20 protein-coding genes are annotated in these 26,575 nt (G+C 68.0%); 11 read left to right on the plus strand and 9 right to left on the minus strand.

All coding sequences use genetic code 11. The annotated features are described in order from the left end of the window. Positions 1-91 precede the first annotated feature (91 nt). From BO221_RS00115 to BO221_RS55770, 10 genes are all read left to right on the plus strand, one after another. Positions 92-1,552 carry a YncE family protein gene (locus tag BO221_RS00115; RefSeq protein WP_073558309.1) on the plus strand — a complete coding sequence of 487 codons (1,461 nt, stop codon included), beginning with the start codon at positions 92-94 and terminating at the stop codon, positions 1,550-1,552. Continuing rightward, positions 1,549-3,753, plus strand: coding sequence for a hypothetical protein (locus tag BO221_RS00120; protein ID WP_073558310.1), 2,205 nt, complete (start codon positions 1,549-1,551; stop codon positions 3,751-3,753). The genes BO221_RS00115 and BO221_RS00120 overlap by 4 nt, the downstream gene beginning before the upstream one ends. Positions 3,754-3,816: 63 nt before the next feature. After that, complete coding sequence (locus tag BO221_RS00125; protein ID WP_073558311.1) at positions 3,817-4,713, plus strand: FHA domain-containing protein; 897 nt, start codon at positions 3,817-3,819, stop codon at positions 4,711-4,713. A gap of 109 nt (positions 4,714-4,822) precedes the next feature. Beyond that, positions 4,823-5,359 (plus strand): prepilin peptidase, encoded by a 537-nt coding sequence (locus BO221_RS00130; RefSeq protein ID WP_073558312.1) that lies wholly within the window; start codon positions 4,823-4,825, stop codon positions 5,357-5,359. 29 nt (positions 5,360-5,388) lie between these two features. Beyond that, positions 5,389-6,837, plus strand: a complete 1,449-nt coding sequence (locus BO221_RS00135) for a type II and III secretion system protein family protein (RefSeq protein ID WP_073558313.1) — start codon at positions 5,389-5,391, stop codon at positions 6,835-6,837. 133 nt (positions 6,838-6,970) lie between these two features. Next, on the plus strand, positions 6,971-8,740 hold the full coding sequence (locus BO221_RS00140) for an ATPase, T2SS/T4P/T4SS family (protein ID WP_073558314.1): 1,770 nt from the start codon (positions 6,971-6,973) through the stop codon (positions 8,738-8,740). 7 nt (positions 8,741-8,747) lie between these two features. Then, positions 8,748-11,021, plus strand: coding sequence for an FHA domain-containing protein (locus BO221_RS00145; RefSeq protein ID WP_073558315.1), 2,274 nt, complete (start codon positions 8,748-8,750; stop codon positions 11,019-11,021). Between the two features lie 93 nt (positions 11,022-11,114). Continuing rightward, positions 11,115-13,847, plus strand: a complete 2,733-nt coding sequence (polA, locus tag BO221_RS00150; RefSeq protein WP_073558316.1) for a DNA polymerase I — start codon at positions 11,115-11,117, stop codon at positions 13,845-13,847. After that, the gene (locus BO221_RS00155; protein WP_073558317.1) at positions 13,847-15,217 is read left to right on the plus strand and encodes an AHH domain-containing protein; all 1,371 of its coding nucleotides are present in this window, start codon (positions 13,847-13,849) and stop codon (positions 15,215-15,217) included. The genes polA and BO221_RS00155 overlap by 1 nt, the downstream gene beginning before the upstream one ends. Further along, positions 15,214-15,792 carry a hypothetical protein gene (locus BO221_RS55770; protein ID WP_233165554.1) on the plus strand — a complete coding sequence of 193 codons (579 nt, stop codon included), beginning with the start codon at positions 15,214-15,216 and terminating at the stop codon, positions 15,790-15,792. The genes BO221_RS00155 and BO221_RS55770 overlap by 4 nt, the downstream gene beginning before the upstream one ends. 285 nt (positions 15,793-16,077) lie before the next feature. On the opposite strand, the gene BO221_RS00165 is transcribed toward BO221_RS55770, so the two are convergent. The 5 genes from BO221_RS00165 to proC all read right to left on the minus strand — a co-directional run bounded on the left by BO221_RS00165 (position 16,078) and on the right by proC (position 19,715). Beyond that, positions 16,078-16,575 (minus strand): hypothetical protein, encoded by a 498-nt coding sequence (locus tag BO221_RS00165; RefSeq protein ID WP_369864025.1) that lies wholly within the window; start codon positions 16,573-16,575, stop codon positions 16,078-16,080. A 259-nt stretch (positions 16,576-16,834) separates the two neighbouring features. Then, a complete protein-coding gene (locus BO221_RS00170) occupies positions 16,835-18,028 on the minus strand; it encodes a peptidase MA family metallohydrolase (RefSeq protein ID WP_073558319.1) in 1,194 nt (397 codons plus the stop codon). A 7-nt stretch (positions 18,029-18,035) separates the two neighbouring features. Next, positions 18,036-18,335: a DUF167 domain-containing protein gene (locus tag BO221_RS00175; RefSeq protein WP_073558320.1), complete on the minus strand. Its 300-nt coding sequence runs from the start codon at positions 18,333-18,335 to the stop codon at positions 18,036-18,038. A 3-nt stretch (positions 18,336-18,338) separates the two neighbouring features. Further along, complete coding sequence (locus BO221_RS00180; protein WP_043392932.1) at positions 18,339-18,866, minus strand: DivIVA domain-containing protein; 528 nt, start codon at positions 18,864-18,866, stop codon at positions 18,339-18,341. Between the two features lie 21 nt (positions 18,867-18,887). After that, positions 18,888-19,715 carry a pyrroline-5-carboxylate reductase gene (gene proC, locus BO221_RS00185; protein WP_073558321.1) on the minus strand — a complete coding sequence of 276 codons (828 nt, stop codon included), beginning with the start codon at positions 19,713-19,715 and terminating at the stop codon, positions 18,888-18,890. Between the two features lie 119 nt (positions 19,716-19,834). Between proC and BO221_RS00190 the strand changes: the two genes are divergently transcribed. After that, positions 19,835-20,386, plus strand: a complete 552-nt coding sequence (locus BO221_RS00190) for a J domain-containing protein (RefSeq protein ID WP_073558322.1) — start codon at positions 19,835-19,837, stop codon at positions 20,384-20,386. Here the strand turns inward: BO221_RS00190 and BO221_RS00195 are convergent. The 4 genes from BO221_RS00195 to BO221_RS00210 are packed head-to-tail and all read right to left on the minus strand — an operon-like array spanning position 20,377 to position 26,516. Beyond that, positions 20,377-21,051, minus strand: coding sequence for a hypothetical protein (locus BO221_RS00195; RefSeq protein WP_143195182.1), 675 nt, complete (start codon positions 21,049-21,051; stop codon positions 20,377-20,379). The genes BO221_RS00190 and BO221_RS00195 overlap by 10 nt on opposite strands. Before the next feature lie 17 nt (positions 21,052-21,068). Continuing rightward, positions 21,069-22,199, minus strand: coding sequence for a PilW family protein (locus BO221_RS00200; RefSeq protein WP_143195183.1), 1,131 nt, complete (start codon positions 22,197-22,199; stop codon positions 21,069-21,071). Then, complete coding sequence (locus BO221_RS00205) at positions 22,166-22,735, minus strand: prepilin-type N-terminal cleavage/methylation domain-containing protein (protein WP_073558325.1); 570 nt, start codon at positions 22,733-22,735, stop codon at positions 22,166-22,168. The genes BO221_RS00200 and BO221_RS00205 overlap by 34 nt, the downstream gene beginning before the upstream one ends. A 7-nt stretch (positions 22,736-22,742) precedes the next feature. Continuing rightward, positions 22,743-26,516, minus strand: coding sequence for a PilC/PilY family type IV pilus protein (locus BO221_RS00210; RefSeq protein ID WP_073558326.1), 3,774 nt, complete (start codon positions 26,514-26,516; stop codon positions 22,743-22,745). Positions 26,517-26,575 lie beyond the last annotated feature (59 nt).

Here is a 26,575-nt window from a genome sequence, read left to right on the forward strand (position 1 = left end):
CTCCGCCGGGGGCATATGGCAGGTAGGGAATAGCCGGGGACCTTTGTAGTTGCCCGGCGGTGGGGCGGTTTCTACACTCCGCCCCCCTTCCATGCGCCCCCTTTTCCTCAGTCTCGCGCTCCTTTCCGCCGCCGCGTGCTCACGAACCGACGAGCGGCTCCCGCCCACGGATCGCTTCGTCTATCCGAGCGGTCTCGTGCACCGCTCGGTGCCCGGCTCCACCAACGGCGTCCTCTATGTGGCGAGCGCCAACTTCGACCGGTGCTTCGACCAGGGCACGGTGATGGCGGTGGACCTGGATCGGGTATCCGGTGCTGACAACGCGCCCCTGCTGCCCCTTGGCTCCTACCCGGGAACCGCCGAGACGGCGGAGCTCGGGCAGCTCAACATCGCCCCGGAGTCTTTCCGCTACATCGAGAACTTCGCGGGAGAGATGGCGCTCTGGGAGCGCACGGACGCCGCTCCCCGGCTCTTCATCCCCACCCGTGGGGATGGAAACTACCTCCACTACGTCGACATCACGGCGCCCACGCAACTGTCCTGCGTGAACAGTCCGGAGAGCAACGACTGCACCGCTGGTGCCCTGTCGCTCGCCTCGGGAGTGCCGGGGTCCGTGGCGGGGCAGCCGCGCGCGGACGCTCCCTTCGGCGCCTTCGTGGATACCTCCGGCATCATCGAGCCCCAGCCCGGGAAGGAGGGGGTGCGTGTGTGGATAACGCACCTGAACCCCGTGGACTCGCCCGCGCGGTCGGGGACGAGCTACGCGTCGTACCTGGTGGACGTGCCCGCGCAGACCCCCGGCGTGTCCAGCGTGGACTTCCACTCCATGAACGTGTCCGGCTTCCCCGTGGGTGGCACCAGTTCGGTGGTCGCCGACGAGCGGTACGTCTTCGTCACGGGCCGGCTCAACAACTTCATCTCGGACACCTCGCTGGCCCGGCGGTTCCTGCTGCGCGTGCTGGACAAGGAGAACCTGGAGGAGAACCAGCTCCTCGATCCTGGCGTGGATCTGGGCTTCGCCGGCTCGGAGGCTCGGGGACTCGCGCTGACCCCGCGCTCCACGCTGACGCCCTCGGCACCCCGGCGGCTGTACGTGGCGGTGCGCGACCCGGACACGTTGCTCATCGTCAACGTGGAGGGCATCGAGCGGGAGTCCGCCACGCCCCGGTTCACCGTGGTGGGCGCGGTGCCCCTGCCCAACGGTCCCACCGAGGTGGAGCTGGTGTCCCGTGGCGAGACGCGCAGCGAGCTGGTGTTGGTGTCCTGCAGCGACGCGGGCGTGGTGTCCATCTATGACCCGGAGGTGGGCCAGGTCGTGGCGCAGGTGTCGGTGGGCGAGGTCAGCGGCACGCAGTCGCCCCAGCCCTTCGGGCTCGCCGTGCAGCAGCAGGGGAGTGGGGCGCGCATCTTCGCCAGCAACTTCGGGGATGGGCGCATCTCGGTGATCGATATCGCGGATCTCGGCAGCCCGCAGCTGGCCCGGCTGGTGGCTCATCTGGGAGTCCGTCAGGATGCGGGCCAGTCGGCGCAGTGCCAGGAGGAGCAGCTGTGAAGCGCTTGATCGTGTCGTTGATGGTGGTGGCCGGGGCGCTGTCGTCCGCCTGCACCGAGGAGTCGCAGTTCGAGCAGCGGGTGGGCCTCGCGGGCACGTACGACGTGGCCCTGGTGACCTATCCGCCCCAGCAGGGCGAGGAAGAGCCGACGCGGCTCCTGTTCGTCACCTCGACGGACAACAACGAGCTGCGCGTCATCTCGCTCACGGAGGAGGTGGAAGAGCGGGAATTCCTGCGTGCGCCCAACCCGCTGCAGCCGCTCTCCATCCCGGTCCTGCCCCGGCCCCAGGCGCTCACGCAGGACATGCGCTACGACGCGAACGGCGCGGAGCAGTCCGGCCGTCTCGTGTTCGCGCGCAGCAGCGGCACGACGCTGATCTCCGTCGTGGACGCGGACCGCGAGGTCCTCAGGGAGGTGCGGCGGCTGGACACCCGGGAGATCACCCGGGTGGAGGGTTCCCCGGTAGCCCCCGCCGCGGGCCCGGTGACGGCCTTCGCGGCCAGGGCCCCCGAGCAGGAGGGCGGCGGTACCACGCTCTACTTCGCGACCCAGGAGATCACCGGTGCCCGGCTGTGGTCGGCGCAGCTGCCGGCCCGGAATGAGCTGGGCTCCAGCGCGGCCATCACGGCGGCGCCTCTGCCAGGGGTGGATCTGCCCGCCAACGTGGCCGTCAACTCCCTCGTCGTGCTGCCCAATCCGGTGGGCGTGTCCCATCGCGGAGTGATCGCCGTGGCCACGCGTGGCGCGGCCGGTACCGTGTACAGGATGGACCTGGGGGCGGAGGGCGCCTCCACGGTGATTCAAGAGCTGGACTTCGGCGGTTCGCAGGTGCTCCAGCTCGCCACCCATGGGCGCGTGGAGTACCGCGAGGTCCGGCAGCTCGCCGACGGCACGCGGACCACGGAGCCGCCCCTGGTCGTGGAAGCGGGCTCGCGCATCTTCGGCGTCCTCGACCCGTCCAACTGTGGCGTGCTGCTCCAGTGCACGGGCGTGCTGGCCGTGGACGTGGCCTCGGGCCGGGTGGCCAAGGAATTCTCGAGCTGGGACGAGCTGGGCAACCCCGTGCGCCTGTATGACATGCTGCCCATCAGCGCGGGGACCGGGTTGCCCACGGGCCTGTCCGTGGCCACGGACAGGAACCTGCAGGTCGCCGCGGGGGAGCCCCTGGACCGTCTGAACCCGGACCCCACCGTGACCGCCCCGAGGCAACGCGGCCTCACGCTGCCCGTGCTGGGCATCGTGCCGCTCTCCAACGGCACCATCCTGTTCTTCGACGCGGTGAGGCTGACGCACCTCAACACCGACGCCATCTGGACCGAGACGCAGAAGCAGAACATCGCCACCGCGTCCATCGCGTTCATCAACGCCCTGGGGGCCTCCTCGGATGGCTCGTTGGACATCCGGATCGAACAGCACGCTCAGAGGGATGATCCGGCGCCCCAGGAGGATCTGACGTTCGGTGTCACCCGGGACCAGACGTACCTGCTGACGTACCAGGGAATCCTGCCCGAGATGTCGGCCGTGGCCATCAGGGCCAATGACTCCTTCCAGGTCCCCTTCGTGCCGCGAGCGGGCAAGGGGCAGGTGGTGTTCCCCGGGGACCTCATCATCCTGTTGACGGCGCGCACGGGCGGGCAGGCGTGTGCCACGGCCGTGCCGGTGCTTTCGGTACAGGCGCCAACCGGTGGAGGCACCCTGGCCACCCTGACTCCCTCGGCGCTCCCGGCCGACTGCCCCACGAGCCAGTACCCGTTCTTCCAGGTCCGCGCCGCGGGCCCCAAGCCGCTCGTGTTGTCCAGCGCCAGCGAGGACTACATCGTCCGGGTGGGCTCGGGTGACACCTATGAGATCCGCGGGCCGTACTTCTTCCATCCCCCGGGCTACCAGGGACAGACCGAGGGGGTGGCGCTGCGCTTCCGCGTCACCCGGTCCAACCTGGACGACCCGAACGGAGGCCTCCTTCGGGGGGAGCGCTACGTCATCACGACCGATTCCCACTTCTTCCCGTACCTGGTCTCGGTGTCGCAGGTGGAGGACCTGACCAACTTCCGGCTGCCGGGACCGGTGGTGCAGACGACGGTGGGCAACAAGGACTACGCCTACCTCGCCTATCCCTCGGCCAACGGCGTCCTCGAGGTCGACCTGACGGCCATCACCGCGGGTGTGGCCAACAGCAATGGCCTGGTCACGTACCTGTGAGATTTCGCGTCCCTGGGCGGCTCTGCTAGAGTCCCAGGGTCCAGGATTCGAGAGTCAAGACAGATGATCGATCAGAACACCCGCCCCGCCCGTAAGGTCGGCATCGCCGACCATTTGTGGGAGACCTACGAAGACATGGCCCGGCAGATGGGCTCGGATCGTGACGCGCTCATCAACCAGGCGCTGTTCATGTTCGCCCGTCTCAACGGCTTCATCGAGGTGGCCCGGTCCTCCTCCGAGGCCCCCGCTCCACGCGTCGCCGCCGCGGCCCCGGTCCCCGGCAAGTCCGCTCCGCCCGTGCTGCAGCCCGTCTCCGGGGGCGCGTCCGCCAAGGCGGCGCCTCCTCCCCGCGATGACACTCCGCTGCCCGCTCCGCCTCCCCAGCGGCCCTCCCGCACCGCCGCCGTCGAGGAGCGTCCTCCCGCCAACGCCCTGGACAACGACCCCGCCCGCCGCGAGGTCGCCGAGCGCGTCCTGGAGACCGCCGCCGAGCTCGAGCGCCTCATCAAGGGCAAGAGCAACGAGCCCCGTGAGGAGATCGACGAGGAGCCGCTGCCCGACGACCAGGACGACTCCGGCATGGACATGGCCGCCGGGGACGAGCCCCTGGACGAGGACGAGCCCATGGACCAGGACCAGGACCAGCCCATGGACGACGAGCCCATGGACGAGCCGGGTGGTGCCGCGCTCATCCTCGCCATGGACAACGCCGAGCCCCAGACCATCACCAAGGAGCGCTTCGTCATCGGCCGCGGCAAGCACTGCGACCTGATGATCAACTCCGGCAAGGTCTCGCGCGAGCACGCCGTCATCGTCCGCGAGGGCGACGACTTCTTCATCGAGGACCTGGGCTCCTCCAACGGCACCTGGTTCAACAAGCAGCGCATCAAGCGCCGCAAGGTCGAGGACGGCGACGAGTACTTCATCTGCAGCGAGCGGGTGCGGCTCTCCTACGCCTGAGTGCCTGCCCGTACGCCGGGGACCGGGCTGTTGGCCAATTGACGGAGAGCGGCCCTCCCTGATTTAGTTCCCAAATCCGCCTCTTTCCGGATTGAGGGGCGGATTGGACATGACTTCCTCTCACATCGCGCTCTGGACCGTCCTGGGAGTGGCGCTGGTGATCTCGGTGGGCACGGACGTGCTGAGCCGCCGGATCCTGGACGCCGTCACCTATCCCTTGATGGCGGTGGCCCTGGGCGTGCGTTGGTGGAGCGAGGGCGTGGGTGACCTGGAGACGGGGCTGGTGAGTGGAGTGGTATCCGGGCTGGGGCTGGCGCTGCTGCTGGTGCCGGCGGCGACGGGCGGGAAGATGGGGTGGGGGGACGTGAAGTTGATGGCGGGGGTCGGGGCGGTGCTGGGCTTTCCCACGGTGATGGCGGCGGCGGCCTTCATCTCCCTGGCGGGTGCGCTGCAGGCGGTGGTGACACTGCTGTGGCATGGCGCCGTCTGGGAGACACTGGGCCACATGGTGCGGCGGTGGGCGGTCCGGGTCCGGCTGATGGACGAGCGCGCGAGCAGCGCACCGGGGCGCCACATCCCCTACGGCGTGGCGATTGCCCTGGGAACTTTCTGGGCCATGTACTGGCAGCACGACAAACTGGGGTAGTTCGGATGCGACGCGAAGGGACTCTCACGATGCTTGGACGCTTCACGCAGGTGGCCGCGCTCGGCACCCTGCTGGCCCTGTTCGCCGCGGGCTCCGCCTGGGCCCAGGATAGCAGCACCATCAACCTCGGCGTGGGCACCCAGAAGGTGATCACCGTGCCCGGTACCACCCGCATCGCACTGGGTGATCCGAGCGTGGCCGAGGTGAAGGTCATCGGTAACAACCAGATCCTCCTGCAGGGTCAGGCCGAGGGAAAGACGACGCTGCTCGTCTGGAAGAGCTCCGGCCAGCGCGTGAGCTACCTGGTCACCGTGCGCAAGCAGGACCCCAACGAGGTCATCTCCGAGCTCAAGAAGCTGCTCGGGGAGATCGAGGGCGTGTCCGTGCGCATGGTGGGTGACCGCATCTACCTGGAAGGGCAGGCGTACACCGCGGGCGATGCCGAGCGCATCGATCAGGTGGTGTCGCTCTACCCGAACGTGAAGAGCTTCGTGAAGGTGGCGCCCAACGCCAAGAAGCTGGTGGCGCAGAACCTCACCGCGGCCTTCCAGAAGGCGGGCCTGCGCAACGTGCAGGTGAACGTGGTGGGCTCCACCATCTTCCTGGAGGGCTCGGTGGAGAGCCAGCAGGACCTGCAGAAGTCCGAGCTCATCGTCAAGGCGGTGGGCGAGAAGGTGGAGAACCTGCTCGTCGTCGGCATCAAGCGGATGATCCTCTCCGAGGTGCAGTTCGTGGAGATCCGCCGCAACTCGCGCGATCGTTACGGCATCAAGTATCCCACCGACATCACCGGCAGCGTGTCCGCCACGGCCTCTTTCACCCAGAGCCTCTATCCCGGCACCTTCGGCACGGGCAGCGGCCTGATGGGCGTGGTGGGCAACTCGGACTTCTCCATCGGCTTCCAGGGCAACGACGGCTACGGCCGGCTCCTGGCGCAGCCCAAGCTGGTGTGCGCCAGCGGCGAGAAGGCCGAGTTCCTCGCCGGCGGTGAGGTGCCCATCCCCCTCATCACCCAGAACCAGTTCTCGGTGGAGTACAAGCCCTACGGCGTCATCCTCAACCTGCGCCCCACCGCGGACCGCAACGGCAACATCCAGACGGAAATCGAGGCCGAGGCCAGCGAGATCGACACCTCGGTGGCCGTGTCCTTCGGCAGCTCCGCCGCCATCCCCGGCTTCCGCTCCCGCAAGGTGAAGACGAACGTCACCGTGCGCCACGGCGAGACGATCGTCCTGTCGGGCGTGTTCAGCCACGACGAGCAGAAGGCCGTCTCCAAGCTGCCGGGCCTGGGTCACATCCCCATCATCGGCGAGCTCTTCAAGAGCCGCGCCTTCGACTCCACCAAGCGCGAGCTGGTCATCTTCGTCACGCCCCGCATCGTCAACCCGGACTCGGACAAGATCCGGACGATCATCGAGGACGTGAAGAGCCGCTACAAGCAGGCCCGCTCCGAGGTCAACTTCAACATCTTCGACTGAGCGCCCGCACGGCTGCTCGGCTGCTCGAGGCCGGCCTCGTCCCCCAGGGGATGGGCGCCGGCCTCGTCGCTTTCATGGCCCGATGCGTTGCCTCCTCTTTGAGGGGACGTGCGCGCTTGGTAGCATCCGCGCCATGTTTCTCGTCACGCTCGAGGAGAAGGGCGGAGGTACCGAGCAGATCGAGTTCGAAAAGAACGAGATCACCATCGGCCGCCTCGCTGGAAATGACATCGTCCTCGCCAAGGGCAACGTCTCCAAGTACCACTCGAAGATCGTCGAGAAGGACGGCAAGCTCATCGTCGTGGACATGAAGTCCACGAACGGCACCTTCGTGAACGGCAAGAAGATCGCCGGGCCGCAGGTGGTGAAGCCGGCCGATCAGATCTTCATCGGCGATTACATCATCAACGTGGAGCCCCTGGAGGAGCAGGGCTCCATGACGCGCACCGCGCCTCCCGAGGAGGAGTACTACGAGGAGGAGCAGGGCTACGATGATGGCGGGCAGGGCGCCTACGAGGAGGAGCCGTACGAGGAGCCTCCGCCCCAGGCCCCGGCCGCCAACGCGCGCATGCCAGCCTCGCTGGCCTCGGCGCTGGCGAAGAACAAGAAGCGCGTGGACCCCCGGTTGGAGGCCTATACCCGGCTCCAGAAGGAGATCCACGACCGCTTGATCGAGTACCTCGATCTGCGCCGCATGGACATGGACCGGCTCGGCGACGACGAGCTGTGGCGGCGCACCGAGAAGGCCATCCGCGACATCATCGACCAGATGGAAGCGGACGGAGAGCTCCCTCCCGAGGTGGACCGGGAAGAGCTGCTCACCGACGTCATCAACGAGGCGCTGGGCCTGGGGCCCCTCGAGGCGTTCCTCGCGTCGGATGAGATCAGCGAGATCATGGTGAACCACGCCAACCAGATCTACATCGAGCGCAAGGGCAAGCTCGTCCTGTCCGAGAAGACGTTCAGCTCGAACCAGGCGGTGCTCGGTGTGATCGAACGGATCGTCGCGCCCATCGGCCGGCGCATCGACGAGTCCAGCCCGCTGGTGGACGCGCGCCTCAAGGACGGCAGCCGCGTGAACGCCATCATCCCGCCGCTGGCGCTCAAGGGACCCTGCATCACCATCCGCAAGTTCAAGAAGGACTCGCTGAAGATCCAGGATCTCATCAAGTACAAGACCGTCACGGCGCAGATGGCCGAGTTCCTGGAGATGTGCGTCAAGGCGCGCAAGAACATCGTCATCTCGGGCGGAACGGGCTCGGGCAAGACGACGACGCTCAACATCATCAGCTCCTTCATCCCCGAGGACGAGCGCATCGTCACGGTGGAGGACGCCGCCGAGCTTCAGCTGCCGCAGGATCACTGGGTGCAGCTGGAGAGCCGCCCGCCCAACCTGGAAGGCAAGGGCGCCATCACCATCCGCGACCTGGTGAAGAACTGCCTGCGCATGCGGCCGGACCGCATCGTCGTGGGAGAGTGCCGCGCGGGCGAGACGCTGGACATGCTCCAGGCGATGAACACGGGCCACGACGGCTCGCTCACCACGCTGCATGCCAATACGCCTCGTGACGCCATCGCCCGGCTGGAGACGATGGTGCTGATGAGCGGCATGGAGCTGCCGGTGAAGGCCATCCGCGAACAGATCGCCAGCGCCGTGCACATCATCGTGCAGCAGACGCGCTTCTCGGATGGCACCCGGAAGATCTGCTACATCACCGAGATCGCCGGCATGGAGGTGGACATCGTCACCCTCCAGGACATCTTCTATTTCAAGCAGGAAGGCTTCACGGAAGACGGGAAGGTGCGCGGGCGCTACGTGGCCAGCGGCTTCGTGCCGAAGTTCTACGATGACCTGCAGCGCAAGGGCATCCCCGTCAACATGAGCATCTTCCGCGAGGACTGACGCCCCCATGCCTACCCTGGTCGTCCGTCACCCCGACGGCAGCGAGAGTGAGCACGAGCTTTCCGGTGAGCTGAAGATCGGCCGCCAGGAAGGCCAGAATGATCTGGTCCTTGCCGAGGGCGGTGTGTCGCGCCGCCACTCCCGCTTCGTGGTGGAGGGCGGCAAGGTGATGGTGGAGGACGTGGGCAGCGCCAACGGCACCTTCGTGGATGGCCAGCGCATCACCGGCATGACGGTGCTCACGTCCAAGTCCCAGGTGCTGCTGGGCGACTACGAGCTGCGGCTCAAGGCGCCCGCGGGTCCGCGCTCCACCGGTGTCCGCAAGCAGGCGAAGCCCTCGGACGAGGGGGCGGCGCCCGCGGAGGGCGGAGGCGTGCCCATGCCTCGCTCGGCCACCCGGGCCATGCCCGCCATCAAGCGGCCCGCGCCGGGCGCCGGAGGCCCCTCGGCCCTGGCGAAGCGTCCCCGGCCCGGGCGCCCCGGCGCGGCGGCGGGCGCGGGTGCGGAGCCGGAGGGTCTGGTGCTCAAGGGCCTCACCGGTCCCTGGGCCAACAAGCGCTACCCCGTGAAGGGCAAGCTGGTGGTGGGCCGTCAGGCGCCCGCCTCGGTGGTGCTGGAAGACGACTCGGTGAGCCGCAAGCACGCCGAGGTGGAGCAGACGCCCGACGGCGCGGTGCTGCGCGACCTGGGCAGCGCCAACGGCACGTTGATCAACGGCGAGCCCACGGGCACGGAGCCGGTGGTGCTGCAGCCCGGTGACATCATCACCTTCGGCATGGTGGAGGTGGAGGTCGAGGGGTCCGTCGGGTCCTCCAACCTTCCCGCGCGGCGTGGGCGGGACGTGCCCTCGCGGCGTGGCTCGGGCGCGGAAGGCGCGCCGCCGGCCGAGGTGGCCCCGGCCGAGGGGGCTCCGGCGTCGCGCAAGCGGCTGCTGGTGGTGGTGGCCAGCGTGGTGGGCCTGCTGCTGGTGGCGGGAATCGTCAAGAGCACCCAGGGCAGCGGCACGGCCGGGGGCAATTCGTCCGGCAAGCTGGCCCCTCCGCCTCCGAGCCCCACCGAGCTGGTGCAGGAGTCGCTCAGCCAGTGCCGCTCCTATGCCTCCATGGAGGGTGGCGAGCCGGACTGGGTGAAGGCGGAGGCCGCCTGCTCCAAGGCGCTGGACATCGATCCGATCAACGCCGAAGCCAACACGCTGATGCGCCGCATCAAGCTGGAGAAGGAGTCCGCGGACCTCTACGTGCAGGGCCAGAAGGCCCTCGGGCGCCTCAAGGAGGAGGAGGCGCTGGACCTCTTCAAGAAGATTCCCAAGGAGAGCGCCTACTTCCGCCGCGCCAAGCCCAAGGTGCAGGAGGCGGTGGCCCAGGTGGTGAAGCGCGCCGAGGACGACTGCAAGCGCTACCTGCGCGACTCGCAGTGGTCTCCCGCGGTGCAGACGTGCGGCCGCTACATGGGCTTCGCCTGCCAGAAGATGTCCCGCGAGGAGCTGGAGCCGCCCATCGGCTACACCCTGGTGCTGGAGAAGAACAGGCGGCTGAGGCGCACCGAGTGGCGGCCCAAGCATAAGATCTACCTGGACTTCCTCATCGCCCGGAAGCGGGTGGAGCCCAACGCCCCGCCGTGGCACTGCCCGGTGTCCGACATCTTCTTCGAGGACGAGGCCGCGCCGGATCCCAAGAAGCTGGTGGAGGAGACCTTCAAGCAGCGTCTGCCCAACAAGTTCCTCGTCGCGGCGATGATGGACTACTGGGGCGGACGCGGGAACGAGTCGTTCGCCACCCTGCAGAAGCTGCGCTCCAACTACGAGCTGGCCCAGTACCACGGCACGGCGGACGAGCTGCTCACGGCCGTGAGCAACGTGGATCAGCTCTTCAAGATCGGCCAGGGCCACCTGCAGAACGAGGACGTGGAGAAGGCCGCCGACCCGCTGATGGAGGCGCTGGAGGTGGACAAGCGGCTGATGGGCGATCTGGCCGACACCCGGCCGTCCTTCTACAAGCGCAACATCCAGCAGGACATGGCGGCCAAGGCCATCACCCGGGGCACGTACTGGGATGATCGTGGCGATCCGCGCCGCGCCTGCCGCATCTGGAAGCTGGGCTTCCGTTTCTACGCGGGCAACACGGACCTGAACTTCCAGGTGGGCCGCTGCTCCACGCGTGGCCTCAAGGCCTTCAAGGTGGCCGGGAGCTGCGCGGAGCTGGATGCCGTGCTGGATCTCGCCGTGCCGGGTGACGGGCTCGAGGAGAAGGTGGCGGCCCTGAAGAAGGAGAACAACTGCTGAGCCCCGGGGCGCCCCGGGAGCGTTGACGGGTGCTCCCGGAGGGCGTCCCCACCATGGACAGGGGGCAGGGGGCTCGATTATGGCCGGGGACCTATGGTTCCCAGCCCTCCGAGCGGCTCGCCCCGCCTCGTCCTGATCGACGCCTCCAGCTTCATCTTCCGCGCCTATCACGCGATCCCTCCCCTGACGAACCGCAAGGGGGTGCCCACCAATGCCACGCTGGGCTTCACCCGGCAGGTGCTCAAGGCGCTCAAGGAGCTGAACCCCACCCACGTGGCGCTCGCCTTCGACAAGGAGAGCCGCGCCGAGCGCCAGAAGATCGACCCCAACTACAAGGCCAACCGGAAGGAGACGCCGGAGGACCTGGCGCAGCAGTTCCCCTTCATCCGCCAGGTGGTGGAGGCCATGAACCTGCCCGTGCTGGAAGTGGCCGGTTGGGAAGCGGACGACGTGATTGGCACCCTGGCCCGGCGCGCCACGGCCGAGGGCTTCTGCGTCCTGGTGGTCACCGGCGACAAGGACTTCGTGCAGATCGTCGACAAGGACGTGCACCTGTACGATCCGCAGAACGAGCGCTACACGGATCCCGCCGGGGTGAAGGAGCGGCTGGGCATCGAGCCCACGCAGATGCGCGACTACCTGGCGCTCATCGGCGACGCCGTGGACAACGTCCCCAAGGTGCCGGGCATCGGTCCGAAGTCGGCGGTGGAGCTGCTGACGCAGTTCGGCTCCGTGGATGCGATGCTCGAGCGGCTCTCGGAGGTGAAGAAGCCGAAGATGCGCGAGGCCATCGCGGCGCACCGCGAGAGCCTGCTGCGCGCGCGCGACCTGGTGACGTTCCGCACGGACCTGCAGCTGGACGTGTCCATCGAGGGACTGAAGCGCCAGCCGCCGCATGACGAGCAGATGCGCCAGCTCTTCACCGAGCTGGAGTTCTCCGCGCTGCTGCGCGAGCTGCCGCCGAAGGCGGCCACGGGTGGCGAGGCCGCGGGGGAGGGGACGGGCACGGGCGTGGGCGTGACCCCGAGGACGGCCGCGACGCTGCCGGCGAAGACGGAGATCATCACCACGAAGGAGGCGCTCGAGGCGTTGGCCACGGCGATCCGCGAGGCGGGCGCGGTGACGCTGGTGCCCGCGTACGAGGGCCTGCCTTTCGCCTCGTCACTGGTGGGCCTGGGGGTGGCGCTGAAGGACGGCACCACGCGCTATGTGCCGCTGGCCCATGAGGGGCTCGTGCAGCAGGCCCGGCCCGCGGACTTCAAGGCGGCGCTCCAGGGCGTGCTGGAGGACGAGGCGGTGAAGAAGGGCGGGCATGATCTCAAGGCCCTCTGGCTGCTGCTCAACCGCGAGGGAATCCAGCTGAGGGGAGGGGAGGACGACGTCGAGCTGCTCAGCTACCTGCTGGATGCGTCGCGGAGGGATCACAGCGTGGAGTTCCTCTCCCGCGAGCGGCTCCAGGTGGATCTGCCCGGGCTGCCCACCACGAGTGGCCGCAAGGCCCGTGCGCTGAAGGAGCACTCGCCCGAGGAGGTGGCGCTGGCGTATGCGGTCCGCGCGGAAGCGGCGCGGCAACTGGCCCCCGGGCTGTGGGAGGAGCTGGAGCCGCTGGGGTTGGCGAAGCTCGCGCGGGAGCTGGAGCTGCCGCTGGTGCCGCTGCTCGCGCGGATGGAGTCGCGCGGCGTGAAGGTGGACGTGAAGGTGCTGCGGCAGATCTCCGACAAGGTGGGGGCGGACTGCGAGGCGAAGGTGAAGGAGATCCACCAGCTCGCGGGCACCGAGTTCAACGTGGGCTCCAACCCGCAGCTGGCGGAGGTGCTTTACAAGAAGCTGGAGTTGCCGGTCCTGAAGCGAGGGAAGACAGGCCCCTCCACGGACCAGGAGGTGCTGGAGAAGCTGGCCGAGGTGCACCCGTTGCCGCGCGCCATCATCGAGTACCGCTCGCTGTCCAAGCTCAAGAGCACCTACCTGGACACGCTGCCGGAGCTGGCGAGGAACGGGCGCATCCACACCACCTTCCACCAGGCGGCCACCGCCACGGGGCGGTTGTCCTCGTCGGATCCCAACCTGCAGAACATCCCCATCCGCACCGAGCTGGGAATGGAGATCCGCCGCGCCTTCATCGCGGAGGAGGGGAACCAGCTCGTCTCGGCGGACTACAGCCAGATCGAGCTGCGGCTGCTGGCGCACATCGCCGAGGACCCGGTGCTCATCGACGCCTTCGCGCGGGACGAGGACATCCACAGCCGCACGGCGGCGGAGATCTTCGGCGTGGCGCAGGACCAGGTGACGAGGGATCAGCGCCGGGTGGCGAAGACGGTGAACTTCGGCATCGCCTACGGCCTGAGCTCCTACGGCTTGTCCACGCGCCTGAACATCCCGGACGAGGAGGCGCGCGACATCATCGAGCGCTACTTCAAACGCTACGCGGGCATCAAACGCTACCTGGAGGAGACGGTGCGGGTGGCGCGGGAGCGGGGCTACGTAGAGACGCTCTTCGGGCGGCGCCGGCCGATGGCGGATCTGCGCGCGAAGAACCGGCAGGTGGTGCAGGCGGCCGAGCGCGCCGCCATCAACATGCCGATTCAGGGCACCGCGGCGGACCTCATCAAGAAGGCGATGCTGGCGGTGGACGCGGAGCTGCAGAAGCAGGGGCTGCGCACGCAGATGCTGCTGCAGGTGCACGACGAATTGCTCTTCGAGGCGCCGGAGTCCGAGGTGGAGCAGGTGAAGGAGCTGGCGCGCCAGTGCATGAACGCGGTGATGCAGCTCAAGGTGCCCCTCAAGGTGGAAGTGGGGGCGGGAAGGACGTGGGCGGACGCGCACTGATGCTTCCGCGCGCGGTCCTCGCCCTGGGCCTGCTGCTGCTGGTGCCGCAATGGGCCCGAGCTGAATCCGAATCACGCCTTCCCGTGCTGGAGGGCGTGGCGGTCAGTGAGCACCACAGCGCCACATACGGCCACGGTCTCGAGCTCACCTTCAAGCAACTCGGGCCGGACCCGGCCCTGGCACGACTCAGCGTGGACGATGCACGGGCATTCGTGGCGGCCCTGGAGACGGCATTCCAGGCGCCCAGGCCGCGAGCTGGAAGGCCCCTGCTGTCGGGACTCCCGCGGTCGGCGGTGACGGTGGGCCTTCTCTCGGGACCATCGCCAGGCGCACGTTTGTCTGATCTGGAGAGGCGTGTGCGTGAGTCATACGCACAGCTGTACGGACCTCCGACCATTCCGCTGCTGTCCTCTCTCGAGAGCAGCCGGTGGTTCCTGGCGCTCAAGCTCTCACCTCGTTACATGGACGACGGCGTGCGCGATGCGGCCATGGAACTGCTCAGCTCGCGGACCGTCGCGTATTCCATGGCGTTGTCGATGATGCTGTACATGGCGGCATGGGCCGTGCCGGAGCCTGTGTTCTCCAAGGCATTGGCCGCGGCGGTGACCCTCGGGTTGTTGATGACCTACAGCGCGGCGGAGCTCTACACCGTGGGGCAGGCGTGCCTGAATCTCTATCGGGATGCAGAGGCGGCGAGGACGCAGGAACAACTCGAAGCAGCCGCCGAGCGATTTGGTAGGGCAATCGGAGGCGTGGGGTTGCGCGTGCTCGTGACAGTGGCCGGGGCGAAGCTGGCCAAAGGTCTGCCGGAGGTTCCCAAGGGCGGGATGTGGACGCGCTTTTCACCTCCACGCTTCGCTTTTGCAGGAGCGGGAGCTCGGGGTGGCTTCTCCGTTGTGGCGGGATCACGCGCTCACGTGAATGTGGCGCATGGAACGGTAGTGCTCATGGGAGTGTCCGCGAATACGGCGGCCTCTGCGGTAGCCTCGGCGGTCGCTTCCGCCCGGACAACCGGGGCCTGCCGAGATGTCTCGGACAAAGGAGAGGCCAAGGCACACCACCTCGCGACCAACAAAAACGATACATCTGATGTCTCCGGTGGCCCTTGGACCCCGCGATTCAAGTCCCTTTTCGATCGAGCGGGGATGAGCCTCGATGATCCATCGAATATCGTCTATCTCATCGGCCATGTAGGCCCACACCCCAGAGAGTACCATGAGGCGGTATTCCGCCGGCTCCAGGATGCCCTTGGAGAGTGTCAGACACCGGCTTCCTGTCGGAGCAGGCTCATCAATGCTATCGACGGTATCGCTCGTGATGTGTGCACGCCCGGCTCGAAGCTCAATAAGCTTGCCACCAGAACGCCATGAGCATTCATCCGCGTTATTTTGAGTTGTGGGACGACATGGATGTGCGGGGTCGATGGGTATTGCATCAGAAGGATATCGATGACCAGGAGCGAAGGGTGGACCCCTGGCAATTCAAGCGAGGGACACTGCTTCATCTAGAGGGACGGCCAGTCCTTGGCGTTGCCCATCCCGGCATTCCGCTGGATTTCAGTCTGACAGAGATTGCCACTCCCGTGGTGACCGGGCGCTTCGTCTCGCTCTTCGAGCAACTGGAGCTTGGAAGGGAGGTCCAATTCATTCCAGCTCTAGTGGAGGGACACACGGAGCCCTATTTCATCCTGAATGTCTTACACGTCATCCGCTGCATCGACGACGCTCGGTGCGAGGAAGTGTCGTACTGGAAGCCGGAGGATGGGGAGCCAGAGTTGGTTGGAAAGTATCAGAATGTCAGTGGATTGAAGGTGGACCCGGCCAGGATGGGAGACCTCAGCATCTGCCGTCCCTGGGGATGGACGGGAGCCATCATCCTCACCGAGCGCATCAAACTGGCCATGGAATGCGCGGGGATGACTGGCCTCCTGCTCAGGGAAGCCTGACGTGCGCGAAGTCTGAAAAGAACCAGGGCGGACGCATACCGACGTACGCGTCCGCCCGGAGAACAACGCCGACCCGTCCGGCCGTCGAGGCGCGTGAACCCCCATTCACGCGGCCTTCGGCGGCCACTCCTTGCGCGCTCACCGCACCCCCGCGCGGGAACACGCCCCCTTTTCGCGCCTCGGGCCCCCCATTTGGCCCGTCAGCGCGCCCCCTTCAACCGCCGGCCCTCGGACTGCTCCCAGCATTGGAGCAGTCAAGCCGGACGGGTCGGCACCCCCCTCAACTCAATGCATCGCCAGCCGCTCGTGCTCCTCGTTCATCGCCGGCCGCTCGTGAATCGCCACCGGCTGCTTCTCGAAGAGCTGCACCACCAGTCCCGCGAAATGCACCCGCGGCCTCGGCGCCAGCGGATTGCCCAGGCGCTCCATCAGCGCCACCGACGAGTCCACCGCCTCGTCCAGCGCCTGGTTCACCACCGCCCGCTCCGCGTCGCCCCCACCCAGGGCCTCCACCGCGTCCACCAGGCAGCGGCGCAGCGCCGCGAATTCCTCGTGCAGCGCGCGCGCCCCACGCCCCGGTGCCAGCCTCAGCACCGCACGCGTCCGGCTCCACGGGCTGCCTTCCTTGCCCTCCAGCTTCCTTCCCACCTCGCGGATGAACGGCTCCACCACGCTGTCCAATTGGTTGCGCGGCGGTCCCCCGTCCTTACGCGCCTCGGCGAAGCGCACCCGGCGCCATGCCGCGGCCAGCCGCTCCGGCTGCCCCGCGAACACCCTCGCCACCCCTGCTCCCCGCCGCGCCCGCTCCACCATTCCGCCGCCCTCCGCTCTCGTGGCGCCGTCTAAAGCAAGCCGGTTGCCAACGTCCGCGCGTCGCGGGTGGACAGTGAAATCAGCCGTTTGCCTCGGTGCCTGGGCGCCGAGAGTCCCAACAAGCTGTAGTTTTTTCGCCGCGCCCGGGGAAAGGGTGGGGCCGTGGGTCGCGCGGTCTCCTCCGTGGGCAGGTTTTTTCCCACCGGAGGGACACGGCGTGACTCCCGTTTCAGTGCACTGTCGGCTTGGGCGGACGCGGCACGCCTTCCTCGTCGTCCTCGAATTCCTGGCCGTTCGTCACGAGCGGCTCTCCGGGCTCGTTCCACTCGGAGGCCAGCGCATCCGCCTGCTTCGGCGTGTCCGCTCCATTGCCCCCGTCCACCGGCTGCGGCGGGGGCGGGTACAGGGCGCGCTGCTGGGCCAGCTCCGCCTCGAGGGCCGCGCGCAGCTCCGCCTCCTCGGCCACGTCCCGCTCTTCCATCTCGGCCAGGTGCTCTTCCTTCTGCTTGCGCCGCCGCACGTACGCCGCCACCACCAGTCCCGTCATCCCCAGCCACAGCAGCGAGGAGCTCGTCGTCAGCGGCAGCCAGCCGTAGCGCGCCGCCAGCCCCTCGCGCCACGCCATCTCCTCCACCCACAGCGACGACTTGAAGGCCTTGCCGAAGGCCTGCTCGAAGGGTTGGCCCGTGGCCACTTCGTCCACCAGCCGGCCCATGCCCTCCGGGCCGTACTTCGCCGACAGCCACGCCACGAAGGCCGCGCTCTGCGCGTACGCGATTTCCACGTCCGACGGCAGGTCCGGCCACGCGCTGTGCAGGTGCTCGAAGCGGAACACCTTCTCCTGCTTCACCGCCCGGAAGAGCGCCGCGTAGTGCGTCATGGACCAATTCTCGCCCGTCAGGTTCTGCGCCAGGCCTTCCTGGAACCACCGCGGCCAGCCGCGCGCCAGTTGCCCCAGCGCCACGTGCGCCAGCTCGTGCCGCAGCGTCACCATGCCCTCGGGCCCCGCCATGGTCAGCGCATTGAGCAGGACGATGCGATGCGACGGGTACGCCAGCGCCACCGCCCAGCCCGGAGGTGCTCCCCCGGGCAGCGCCAGCGCCTCGAATTCCTCGCGGCCCACACCCACGCGGATCTCCGTCACCCCCGGCCAGTCCCGCCCCAGCACGCTCACGAAGGCGTCCCGGATGGGCTCGATGCTCCCGGCCAGCTGGCGCGCGGAACCCTCGGACCTCGCCGTGTAGAGCAGGCGGAAGCGGGGTGTGGCCACTTCTCCCACCACCAGCGCGGGGCGGGGCATGGGCACCATCGCCGGCTCCACGCCTCCATTGGCGTGGCCAGCCTCCGGGGTGGGGAGGGTGAGCTCCTGCGCCCGCGTGAGCGGGGCCAGCAACAACATCAGGAGCAGGAGCAGGTGGCGCATGGGAGCCTCACGTGGCTCCAGACATAACAGCCTCGGCGTGTGCCGCGCCAAGCCCCTCGACTCGCACCCGTTTACGACGCGAGGTGTCACCCGATACCAGGCTCACCTGCCGTTTGGGCACCCCCAGCTGCTTCGCCAGGAACTCCAGCAGGGCCGCGTTGGCCTCGCCATCCACCGGGGGGGCGGCGAGCTGGATTTTCAGCAGGCCGTCGTGCTCGCCCACCACGCGCGTGCGCGAGGCCCTGGGCTGCACCACCACGGCCAGCTCCACCGCGCCGGGGACTTCCTTCACCCAGGGTGCCGCCATGGGCTACTCGGCGTTCTGCGCCTTCTTCTGCGTGAGGTACGCCACGTTGTCCTCCACGCGGGCGTAGTCCTTGTCGGCGAAGGTGCGGCCGCTGAACGTCTCCAGCAGCTTCTGGTGCGCCTCCACCACCGACTTCACCTGGGACTCGAACTGGGCGCGCTGGCGCTTCAGCTCGTTGATGTCCTCCACCACCTGCACCAGCCGCTGGTGCGCGCCGTGGACGATCTTCTCCGCCTGGTGCTCGGCGTCCGCGAGGATGATCTCCGCTTCCTTCTTGGCCGCGGCCTTCATGTCCTCGCTGATGCGCTGCGCGGTGACCATCGTCTCCTGCAGGGTGCGCTCGCGCTCCACATGCTGCTCCAGCTTGAGCTGGGTGCGCTTGAGCTCCTCCTTCAGGCCGATGTTCTCCTTCACCACCTCCTCGAACTCTCCGGCGATGAGCTCCAGGAACGCTTCCACCTCCCGCTTCGAGAAGCCGCGCAGGGCCGTCTCGAAGCGCTTCTGCCGGATGTCGAGCGGGGTGATCTTCATGCCCCCCAGTATAAGCCAGCCCTAGGACTTCTCCAGGAACTGCTCCCCCAGTTCCCTGGCCCGCCGGGTGGCGGCCTCCACCGCGTTGATGAGGGTGGTCCGCAGCCCGCCTGCCTCCAGGGTATGCAAGCCGGCGATCGCCGTGCCCCCGGGGCTCGTCACCTGGTCCTTGAGCTGTCCGGGGTGGGCCCCCGTCTCGATGAGCAGCTGGGCGCTGCCCAGCACCGTCTGCGAGGCCAGCTTGAGCGCGGTGTAGCGGGGCAGTCCCACCTTCACGCCCGCGTCCGACAGGGCCTCGATGATGAGGAAGATGTAGGCGGGGCCGCTGCCGGACAGGCCGGTGACGGCGTCCAGGAGGTTCTCGTCCACCACGGTGGTGGTGCCCACGGACTGGAAGATGCGGGTGGCCACCGCCAGGTCCTCCTCGCTGGCATGCTCGCCCGGGGACAGCGCGCAGGCGCCCATGCCCACCAGGGACGGGGTGTTGGGCATGGTGCGGATGATGCGCGCCCCGGCCCCCAGCCGCCGCTCCATGGCCGCGATGGGCACGCCGGCCGCCACGGAGATGATGAGCTTGTGCGGATCCACCGCCGTGGCCACCTGGACGAGCACCTTGTCCAGCGCCTGCGGCTTCACGGACAGCACCACCACGTCCGCTTCGCGCACCGCGGCCAGGTTGTCCTGCGTCGTCCGCACCCCGTAGGTACGCTCGAGCGTCTCCAGCCGATCCTTCCGGCGCCCGGTGGCGATGATGGACCCGGGCTTCGCGTTGCCGGCGCGCAGCAGGCCCTTGATGAGCGCCTCGGCCATGTTGCCGGCGCCGAGGAAGGCGATCGTCTGTTCGAGCATCCGCCCGCTTCTACCAGCGCGACCGTCTGGTTGCAGATTTCTTGACGGGAGATCGGATCGTGGGACCTTGACACCCACAACAGGCCTGTAGCGCCTGCACGGGAGAGGTCGAGAGCACCATGAGCGCGGCGGCTGCGACGAACTGGAACTGGCGGACCCTGGAGAACGTGGAGGTCGAGTGCACCCACTGCGGTGTGCGCATGAGCGGCCACTCGGGGCCACGGGTCAAGTACTTCCGCTGCGGCTCGTGCCACCGCTGGGTCTCCAGCGTCTACACGGAGGTCTTCCGCTCGGACGCGAAGATGCGCACCCACCCGGTGAAGGAGAAGACGGAGGGGGACGCCCAGTTCCTCGCCGTGAAGGACCGGCTGGAGGCGTGGCTGGCCGCCATCGACGACCAGGATCCCTACCGGGTGCTGGGGGTGTCGCCCTCGGACTCCCCCGAGGTGGTGCGGGCCCGCTTCCGTGAGCTGGCGCTGGAGCGCCACCCGGATCGCGGTGGCTCCGAGGCCAAGATGCGCGAGCTGAACCTGGCCTACGAGAAGATCCTCCGCCACCGTCAGCGCAAGCGGATCGAAGCGCTGGAGGCGGGTTCGACGGCGGTGCGCGGGGCCTCGGCGCTGCCCGCCGCTCGCGGCCGCCAGGCGCGCGGGGAGGGAGATCAGTTGTAGATGTTCTGGTCGCCGCTGGAGCCGCCGCCGCGCTGACCCGCCCGGTACTCGTTGCCGGGCGTGTGGATGAGGACGATCTCCACGACCTTGTTCTTGCGCGTCTCGTTCGTCTCGGCGAGCACCGGGCCGCGCCAGTGGTTCGGGTCTTCCTCGGCCTTCCTCTCCAGGTTCTCCACCAGTTTCGGCGTCGCGATGGCGAGCCGGGGAATCAGACACTCCGCCCGGATCACCACCTGGAGATCATTGTCCCGGGTGGGGTTGGGATCGTTCGGCGGGAACTCGTCGATGTTGTCGGAGATGGTGACCCGGAAGTCGGGCGGACGGCCAGGCATGACGACCGGCTGCCCGTCGATGCGGCCGTAGGAGCCCGCGCCCCACTCATCCACGAGGTTCTCCAGCTTGGACTCCGGGTTGTTGTAGCGGGCCCCGGACGACGCCGACAGCATCAGGTTCCACTCGTGGTACTTCTCTCCGTAGAACTTGCGGCCCCACTGCGCGGCGGACTCGGAGCACGTCTGCGCGTCGATGTCGCGCACGGAGCGGCCGCTGCGCTCCTGCTCCGCCCCCGTGTACGCGAGGGCGCCGAGGATGATCAGGGCGATCAGCAACGTCACGCCCAGGGCCGTCAACAGGGTAGACCCACGACGAGGGACTCGGGACTTCATGGCACGCTCTCCCACCATCAGATACGGGTTGCGGCGACGTTCTTGAGCAGGACCACGGTGCTGAGCACCCGGCGGCGGTGTCCGCTGGCCTCGGGCCGGGGGGCTCCTCCGAGGTCGATTCCCCGCTCGAACGGGGTGTCTTCCTGCACGACGTACTCCCCCTCGTCGCTGACCAGGGTGCTGCTCGTGCGCGCCGAGATGGAGATCCGGGCGAAGGTGAGCCCCGGGTCCAGCAGGGTCTCCGTGGGCCCCTGGTCGCTGAAGCCGTCATCCGCCACGCCATCGTCGTTGCGGTCGTAGCCCCACTGCACCTGGAAGTCCTCGATGTCCTTGGCCAGCACCGTCCGCTCCGGCGGCACGAGCGGCGCGAGCGTCCGCGGATTCAACGTCTCCATCACCAGGTCGGTCCGGGCCGGGGTCTTGCCCACCGCCTCCACGTACATCACGTGGAAGCGGACGACCCGGACCGGGAACACGGTGGCTCCGGGCTCGATGGGGATCAGCGGATCCTGCAGCTGCAGGGGATTGACGGTGCCGGGCATGTCCAACTGGACGACGTTCCTCGCCACGGCTCCATCCATGGTGATGTTCTTCGCCTGGATGGGCACCAGCATGGCGCGCTGGAAGTTGGTGATCAGCGCGCCCTCCCCGTCCTGGAAGATCTCGGCCTGGACGCCGGGCGTCGTCGTCAGCCGCCCATCCGGTGCCACGTTCACCCGGTCCGCGGCGAGCGGGGTGACCAGCACGGTGCGCCGATCCGCGCCGTAACGCACGAGCGTCAGCGTGTCGGGCCTCTGCGGCATGTCCCCGTCGTGCAGGGCCGCGACGCCGTTGGTGAAGAGCATGGCGGGGCGCTGCTGCGGCGTGCCATCCGCGCCCGTGACGCTGTAGACGGGACCGCCGGCTCCCGCGGCGGCAATGGCCCGGGACACCAGGCGCAGGGCCGTGCGGGCCTCCTCGTTGGCATCCGAGAGCAGCTGCTGGTTGCGCCTCATGCGTCCGGCCGCCAGCAACACCGCCACGGCGGCGCCCAGCATCACGATGCCGAGCGCCGCGCTGAGCAACAGCTCCACCAGGGTGAGTCCCCGCGCGGAGCGCCGCCTCCGGGCGAGCCTCAGCGGGTCAGGAGTGCGCTGGTGACGACGCATTGGGTATCGCCCTCTCTGAAGTTCTCGCACTCGCCGTCCGAGGCGTGACTGACCGCGACGAAGACGCGCCAGAGGTCTCCCTGGGCGGTCCCGTCGACGACCCGCTCGAAGCGCACGTGGCGGCGGTACTGGCAGGTGGGGTGGAAGCCTTCCTCCGGCATTCCGGTCTTCCTGCACGGACGGCCGTAGATGTCCACCCAGCCCACCAACTCCGGTTTGCTCCCGTTGCACAGCTCCGCGATGGTGGCGGGGAGCAGGGTGCCGAACGCCTCCTGGCAATCCAGGAGCGTTCCATCGTGGACGAAGGCGGCGCTGTTGGCCTCAGGGCGCAGCTTCGGCTTGAGGTCACCGAGCACCAACGCGTCCACCCGTTGCTGTGCCAGACGCATGGCCATGTGGTGGCGGTAGGAGCGGCTGGAGGCGCGGGCGGCGAGGGTGTTGGCCGATACGAGCGCCAACATCGCCACCGCCACCAGCGCCATGCCGACCATCACCTCGACCAGCGTCATTCCTCGAGGGTGTCTCTGCCCACGCATGCTTCACCTACTCCGCGAGTGCACGGCCCAGGTCCAGCCAGGATCCGATCCGCGCCGGCGTCCGCTTCCCGGGGAGGCCCGAGCCCGGCACGCTGCCGGCGGGCTTCTGGTCCCCGGTGCTCTCCAGGCCCACCATGCTCTGGGTGATGATGGTGCCATCGGGCAGCACCAGACTGCCGGCCGCCGCCTTGCCGCTGGCGCTCTTGTATCCCTCCGCCGATTTCGACTGGCTCAGGTCTCGCACGCGGGTGTGGCCCGCCATGTCCGACTTGAAGGGGTTGTTCTCGGTGGTGCCGAAGGCCGTGGTGAGCACGATCTGGCTGCCGACGATCTTCGGCGAGCCCACGGCGCGCTCCTTCTCGTCCAACTCGAAGTAGAAGGCCGCTCCCTGCTTCGCGTTGCCCCACCGGTTCATGTCGGACGCCGTCGTGGGAGAGACGGAGCTCACCTTGTCATAGGTGAGCTGGTTGCGGATCTTCACGTCCTCCGGGCTGGAGGCCACCACGTACACGCGGCCCTTGATGTTGGGGTTCGTCGTGAGCACCCAGTCCGGGCCCGCCGTGCCGAACACGAGCGCGAGCTTGCCCGCGGCCGCCTGGCCCACGCCCATCTTCGAGAAGAGACTGTCGGCGGCCATCTCATAGGGCAGCCGCATGATGGCGGGCACCGTGCTGATGGGGTGCTGGGCATTGTCCGTGGAGAACAGGGGGTAGCTGCCGCCGCTGCCCGTGGTGAAGGCATTGAGGTTGGCGCCGGTGCGGATGTCCAGCTCCCAGAGCCGGCCCTCCATGTCTCCCACGTACACGCGATCCATGGAGCCGTCGTTGTCCATGTCCAGCGTGGAGGTGCCACCCGGCACGGAGTTGGACGTGCTGGCACCGTAGGGCCGCTCCCACTGCCAGAGCTTGCGGCCCGTGCCGGAGTCCAGGGCGAACACGTGCATCTGCTGCGCCCCCGTCGTCGCGCCGTTGGTGGCGACGACGACCTGGAAGGTGGGCACATTGCCCCGGCGCACCGGCACCAGGTTGATCGCCAGCGAGTCTCCGAAGTCCCTGAAGTTGTAGGGACCCGAGATCCGCGCGCCGTCCAGCTCGGTGTAGTTGGGAACGGGTCCCCCCTGGCGGTCCGACCACCGGAAGGCCGTGTTCTTGTCGGCCTCCGGGTCATCGAAGTTGTCCTGGTCCGCCGTCACATCCCACAGCACGGTGGGGAAGCGGGGATCCGTCACGTCCAGCGCGAACATCTCTCCACCCAGGCGGCCCGAGCCGGAGACGAGCACCGTGCGCCAGCGGAAGATGCCCGTGTTGCGCTCGTCCGGATCCAGCACGCCGTTGCGGTTGACGTCCTCGTAGTCCACGTACACGTCGGAGACCACCGGCGAGATGTCCACCCGCGCGTCGTTGGTCCTCAGGCGCGACAGCTGGCCCTTGGGGATGAAGGACCACAGCTCGGTGCCCGCGGCGGGCGCCGTCCGGCCAGGGATGGGGCCGCGCAGGTAGATGGCGTGCAGCTGGCCATCCAACCCGCCGATGTAGGCCATGTCCGGGCGCTGGATCTCGATGTAGTCGCTGCGGCCCACCACCGCCGCGCTCGCGTGGTCCAGACCGCCGAGCGTCGAGCGGACCTCGCCGAACTGGCGGTTGTCGCACTTCGCCTCGTTGGGCTCCATGTCGTCGTACGGGGTGCTGTCCGTCCGATCATGCGCCACGCAGAAGCCCCGCACCCGCTGCAGGAAGTGCTGGCTGGTGTGGTTGTGCTCGTTGAGCAGCGCCGCCAGCGCCGTTTCCACGATGCCATTCCCGTCCGGATCCAACACGCTCGCGCCCGCGGCGTTGCGGTCCAGCCCGAAGGCCTCCTGGAGATCGCACACGTTGCGCAGCTTCCCGGTCTTGTCATCATCCTGGCAGCCCGCCCGGAGCTCGCTCAGCTTGAAGTCCACCTTCTTGAGCCCTTCCTGGTTCGTTCCCAGGACGGTGAAGATCTCGCGCTCGCCCGGCTTGGGCATGCGCGCGGCGGCCTCCCACTCGGCGTCGGCGGCGAAGTTCTGCTTGCCCTCGATGTCGGTGGACAGGATGGAGCGGAAGCGGCCCTCGACATAGGGGAAGATCCAGTCCGCGCCCTTGGCGCCCATCTGGAAGTTGATGCGCTCGGGGAAGTGGGCCGGGGGAGGGGTATCCAGGAAGGTGCCCGACAGCACGCGCACCTTATCCACCGTGCCATCCCCCTTGTAGGTGATGTCCGCCACGGGCTCGGCGCGGCTGGTCTCCAGCGAGCTGGGCTTGTAGGCGAGGTTGAGCAGCGTGTTGAGCACCACGCGGTTGCCGGCCGTCGAGTTCGCGAAGCTGTGGCCCGCCAGGTAGAGGATGTTGCCCTTCTGGCGGTTGTTGTCCTTCGGGCGCGAGACGTACAGGTCCCACCCGTTCTTGGCGGCGTTCGAGGTGGACTTCGTGGTGATCATCCGCAGGGTTCCGTCGCCGTACTCCTTGCCCGGGCGCACCCGGAAGCCCTCGACGACACCCGAGGTGATGACGAACGGGTAGTCACCCTTCTGGCTGAAGAGGTCCCCGTAGTTGCGGAAGATGTAGCAGTCCCCGCTGGCACCCGGATCCGAGCAGTCCTGCCCGTTGGTCGCGAAGCCACCGTTGCCGGTGAGCTCACCGGTGTACATGGTCTGCAGGCCATCGCCCACCGCCTGCTCCGGGGTGCGCTTGGACATGAACTGCGTGGGCTCGTTGTCGCTGTAGTGGGTGCGCCGGGTGTCGTTGGGGCGGTAGCTGTCCTCGTACGTCTCGATGGACGCGCACTCGTTGAAGATGCTGTTCCCGAGGTCGGCGAAGTGGGCGATGTTGTCCAGGCCCTGCTTGAGCTTCTCCTGCTCCCGGGTGTTTGCCTGCCAGTGCGGGGCCCACATGACCTTGTAGTAGGTCTTGTTGGGCATGGTCGGATCCGGCGCGTAGTTGAGCTTGCCCCGGGGGTGCGTGCCGTCGTCGATGAGATCCCGCTCCTGGTGGAGCACGTCGAAGATCTTCCCGTGGTGCTCGAAGGTGCCCTCGGCGCCCTCGAAGTTCAGGCCGGCGTTGAAGAGGTACTGGCGCAGGATGCCCACCGAGCCGCCGCTGCCCTCGACGAGCGCGATGGGCGGGGGGACCTCGTTCATGATGCGGGCGATGGGCGCCACGAAGGCGTTGTTGACCTTGTGCACCCGGACGTAGAAGCCCGTGCCCGGGCCGCAGTTGGGGTCGGGGGTTCCTTCCGGGCCCTTGAACTTCGCGAAGTCCGGATCGTCCTTCAGCAGATTGACGGCCTTGGCCGCCTCGGACGCCTCGATGATGAAGGGCCCGCCCATGTAGCGCATCCGCTTCACGGTGCCCTTCACCCGGAACGTGTTCTCGCCCATGCCGTTCGGGGCGCCGCGGGTGTCGAACGTGTCGAACTCATTGATGAACTCGCCGGTCGTGTTGTTCAGCAGCGACACGGGCCAGCCACTCTCCTTGGCCACCTCCATGTCGCAACCGTCGATGTGGACCGCCGTGTCCACCGAGTTCTTGCACCGGTGGTGGCTCGTCTTCGTGGGCTGCACCGCCCAGTAGACCGTCACTCCCTTCTGCAGGAACCGGTAGATGAGCCCGTACGCGGCCACCGAGCCGCATTGGGTCTGATACGCCCGCTGCATGGGAATGATGAGCGAGCCCTGTTCGAAGCGGACATCCGTTGCGCTAGCAACGAATGGCAACGTCATGAGGCACAGGACGACCAGGGGGCGAATGCGCAAAGCTTTCATCCGTGTCTGTCCTCCAGAAGGGGGCCGGCGAGGGGACGCCGGTCGACGTTCAGGGGTAG

Origin of the sequence: Archangium sp. Cb G35, assembly GCF_001896145.1 — a bacterium.
In the GTDB taxonomy this organism is placed as follows: Bacteria; Myxococcota; Myxococcia; order Myxococcales; family Myxococcaceae; genus Archangium; species Archangium violaceum.

Bases quoted from the DNA above. Each gene is read 5' to 3' on its own strand.
- BO221_RS00115 (WP_073558309.1), top strand. From the start codon at position 92: ATGCGCCCCCTTTTCCTCAGTCTCGCGCTCCTTTCCGCCGCCGCGTGC.
- BO221_RS00125 (WP_073558311.1), top strand. From the start codon at position 3,817: ATGATCGATCAGAACACCCGCCCCGCCCGTAAGGTCGGCATCGCCGAC.
- BO221_RS00130 (WP_073558312.1), top strand. From the start codon at position 4,823: ATGACTTCCTCTCACATCGCGCTCTGGACCGTCCTGGGAGTGGCGCTG.
- BO221_RS00135 (WP_073558313.1), top strand. From the start codon at position 5,389: ATGCTTGGACGCTTCACGCAGGTGGCCGCGCTCGGCACCCTGCTGGCC.
- BO221_RS00140 (WP_073558314.1), top strand. From the start codon at position 6,971: ATGTTTCTCGTCACGCTCGAGGAGAAGGGCGGAGGTACCGAGCAGATC.
- BO221_RS00145 (WP_073558315.1), top strand. From the start codon at position 8,748: ATGCCTACCCTGGTCGTCCGTCACCCCGACGGCAGCGAGAGTGAGCAC.
- polA (WP_073558316.1), top strand. From the start codon at position 11,115: ATGGTTCCCAGCCCTCCGAGCGGCTCGCCCCGCCTCGTCCTGATCGAC.
- BO221_RS00155 (WP_073558317.1), top strand. From the start codon at position 13,847: ATGCTTCCGCGCGCGGTCCTCGCCCTGGGCCTGCTGCTGCTGGTGCCG.
- BO221_RS55770 (WP_233165554.1), top strand. From the start codon at position 15,214: ATGAGCATTCATCCGCGTTATTTTGAGTTGTGGGACGACATGGATGTG.
- BO221_RS00170 (WP_073558319.1), bottom strand. From the start codon at position 18,028: ATGCGCCACCTGCTCCTGCTCCTGATGTTGTTGCTGGCCCCGCTCACG.
- BO221_RS00175 (WP_073558320.1), bottom strand. From the start codon at position 18,335: ATGGCGGCACCCTGGGTGAAGGAAGTCCCCGGCGCGGTGGAGCTGGCC.
- BO221_RS00180 (WP_043392932.1), bottom strand. From the start codon at position 18,866: ATGAAGATCACCCCGCTCGACATCCGGCAGAAGCGCTTCGAGACGGCC.
- proC (WP_073558321.1), bottom strand. From the start codon at position 19,715: ATGCTCGAACAGACGATCGCCTTCCTCGGCGCCGGCAACATGGCCGAG.
- BO221_RS00190 (WP_073558322.1), top strand. From the start codon at position 19,835: ATGAGCGCGGCGGCTGCGACGAACTGGAACTGGCGGACCCTGGAGAAC.
- BO221_RS00195 (WP_143195182.1), bottom strand. From the start codon at position 21,051: ATGAAGTCCCGAGTCCCTCGTCGTGGGTCTACCCTGTTGACGGCCCTG.
- BO221_RS00200 (WP_143195183.1), bottom strand. From the start codon at position 22,199: ATGCGTCGTCACCAGCGCACTCCTGACCCGCTGAGGCTCGCCCGGAGG.
- BO221_RS00205 (WP_073558325.1), bottom strand. From the start codon at position 22,735: ATGCGTGGGCAGAGACACCCTCGAGGAATGACGCTGGTCGAGGTGATG.
- BO221_RS00210 (WP_073558326.1), bottom strand. From the start codon at position 26,516: ATGAAAGCTTTGCGCATTCGCCCCCTGGTCGTCCTGTGCCTCATGACG.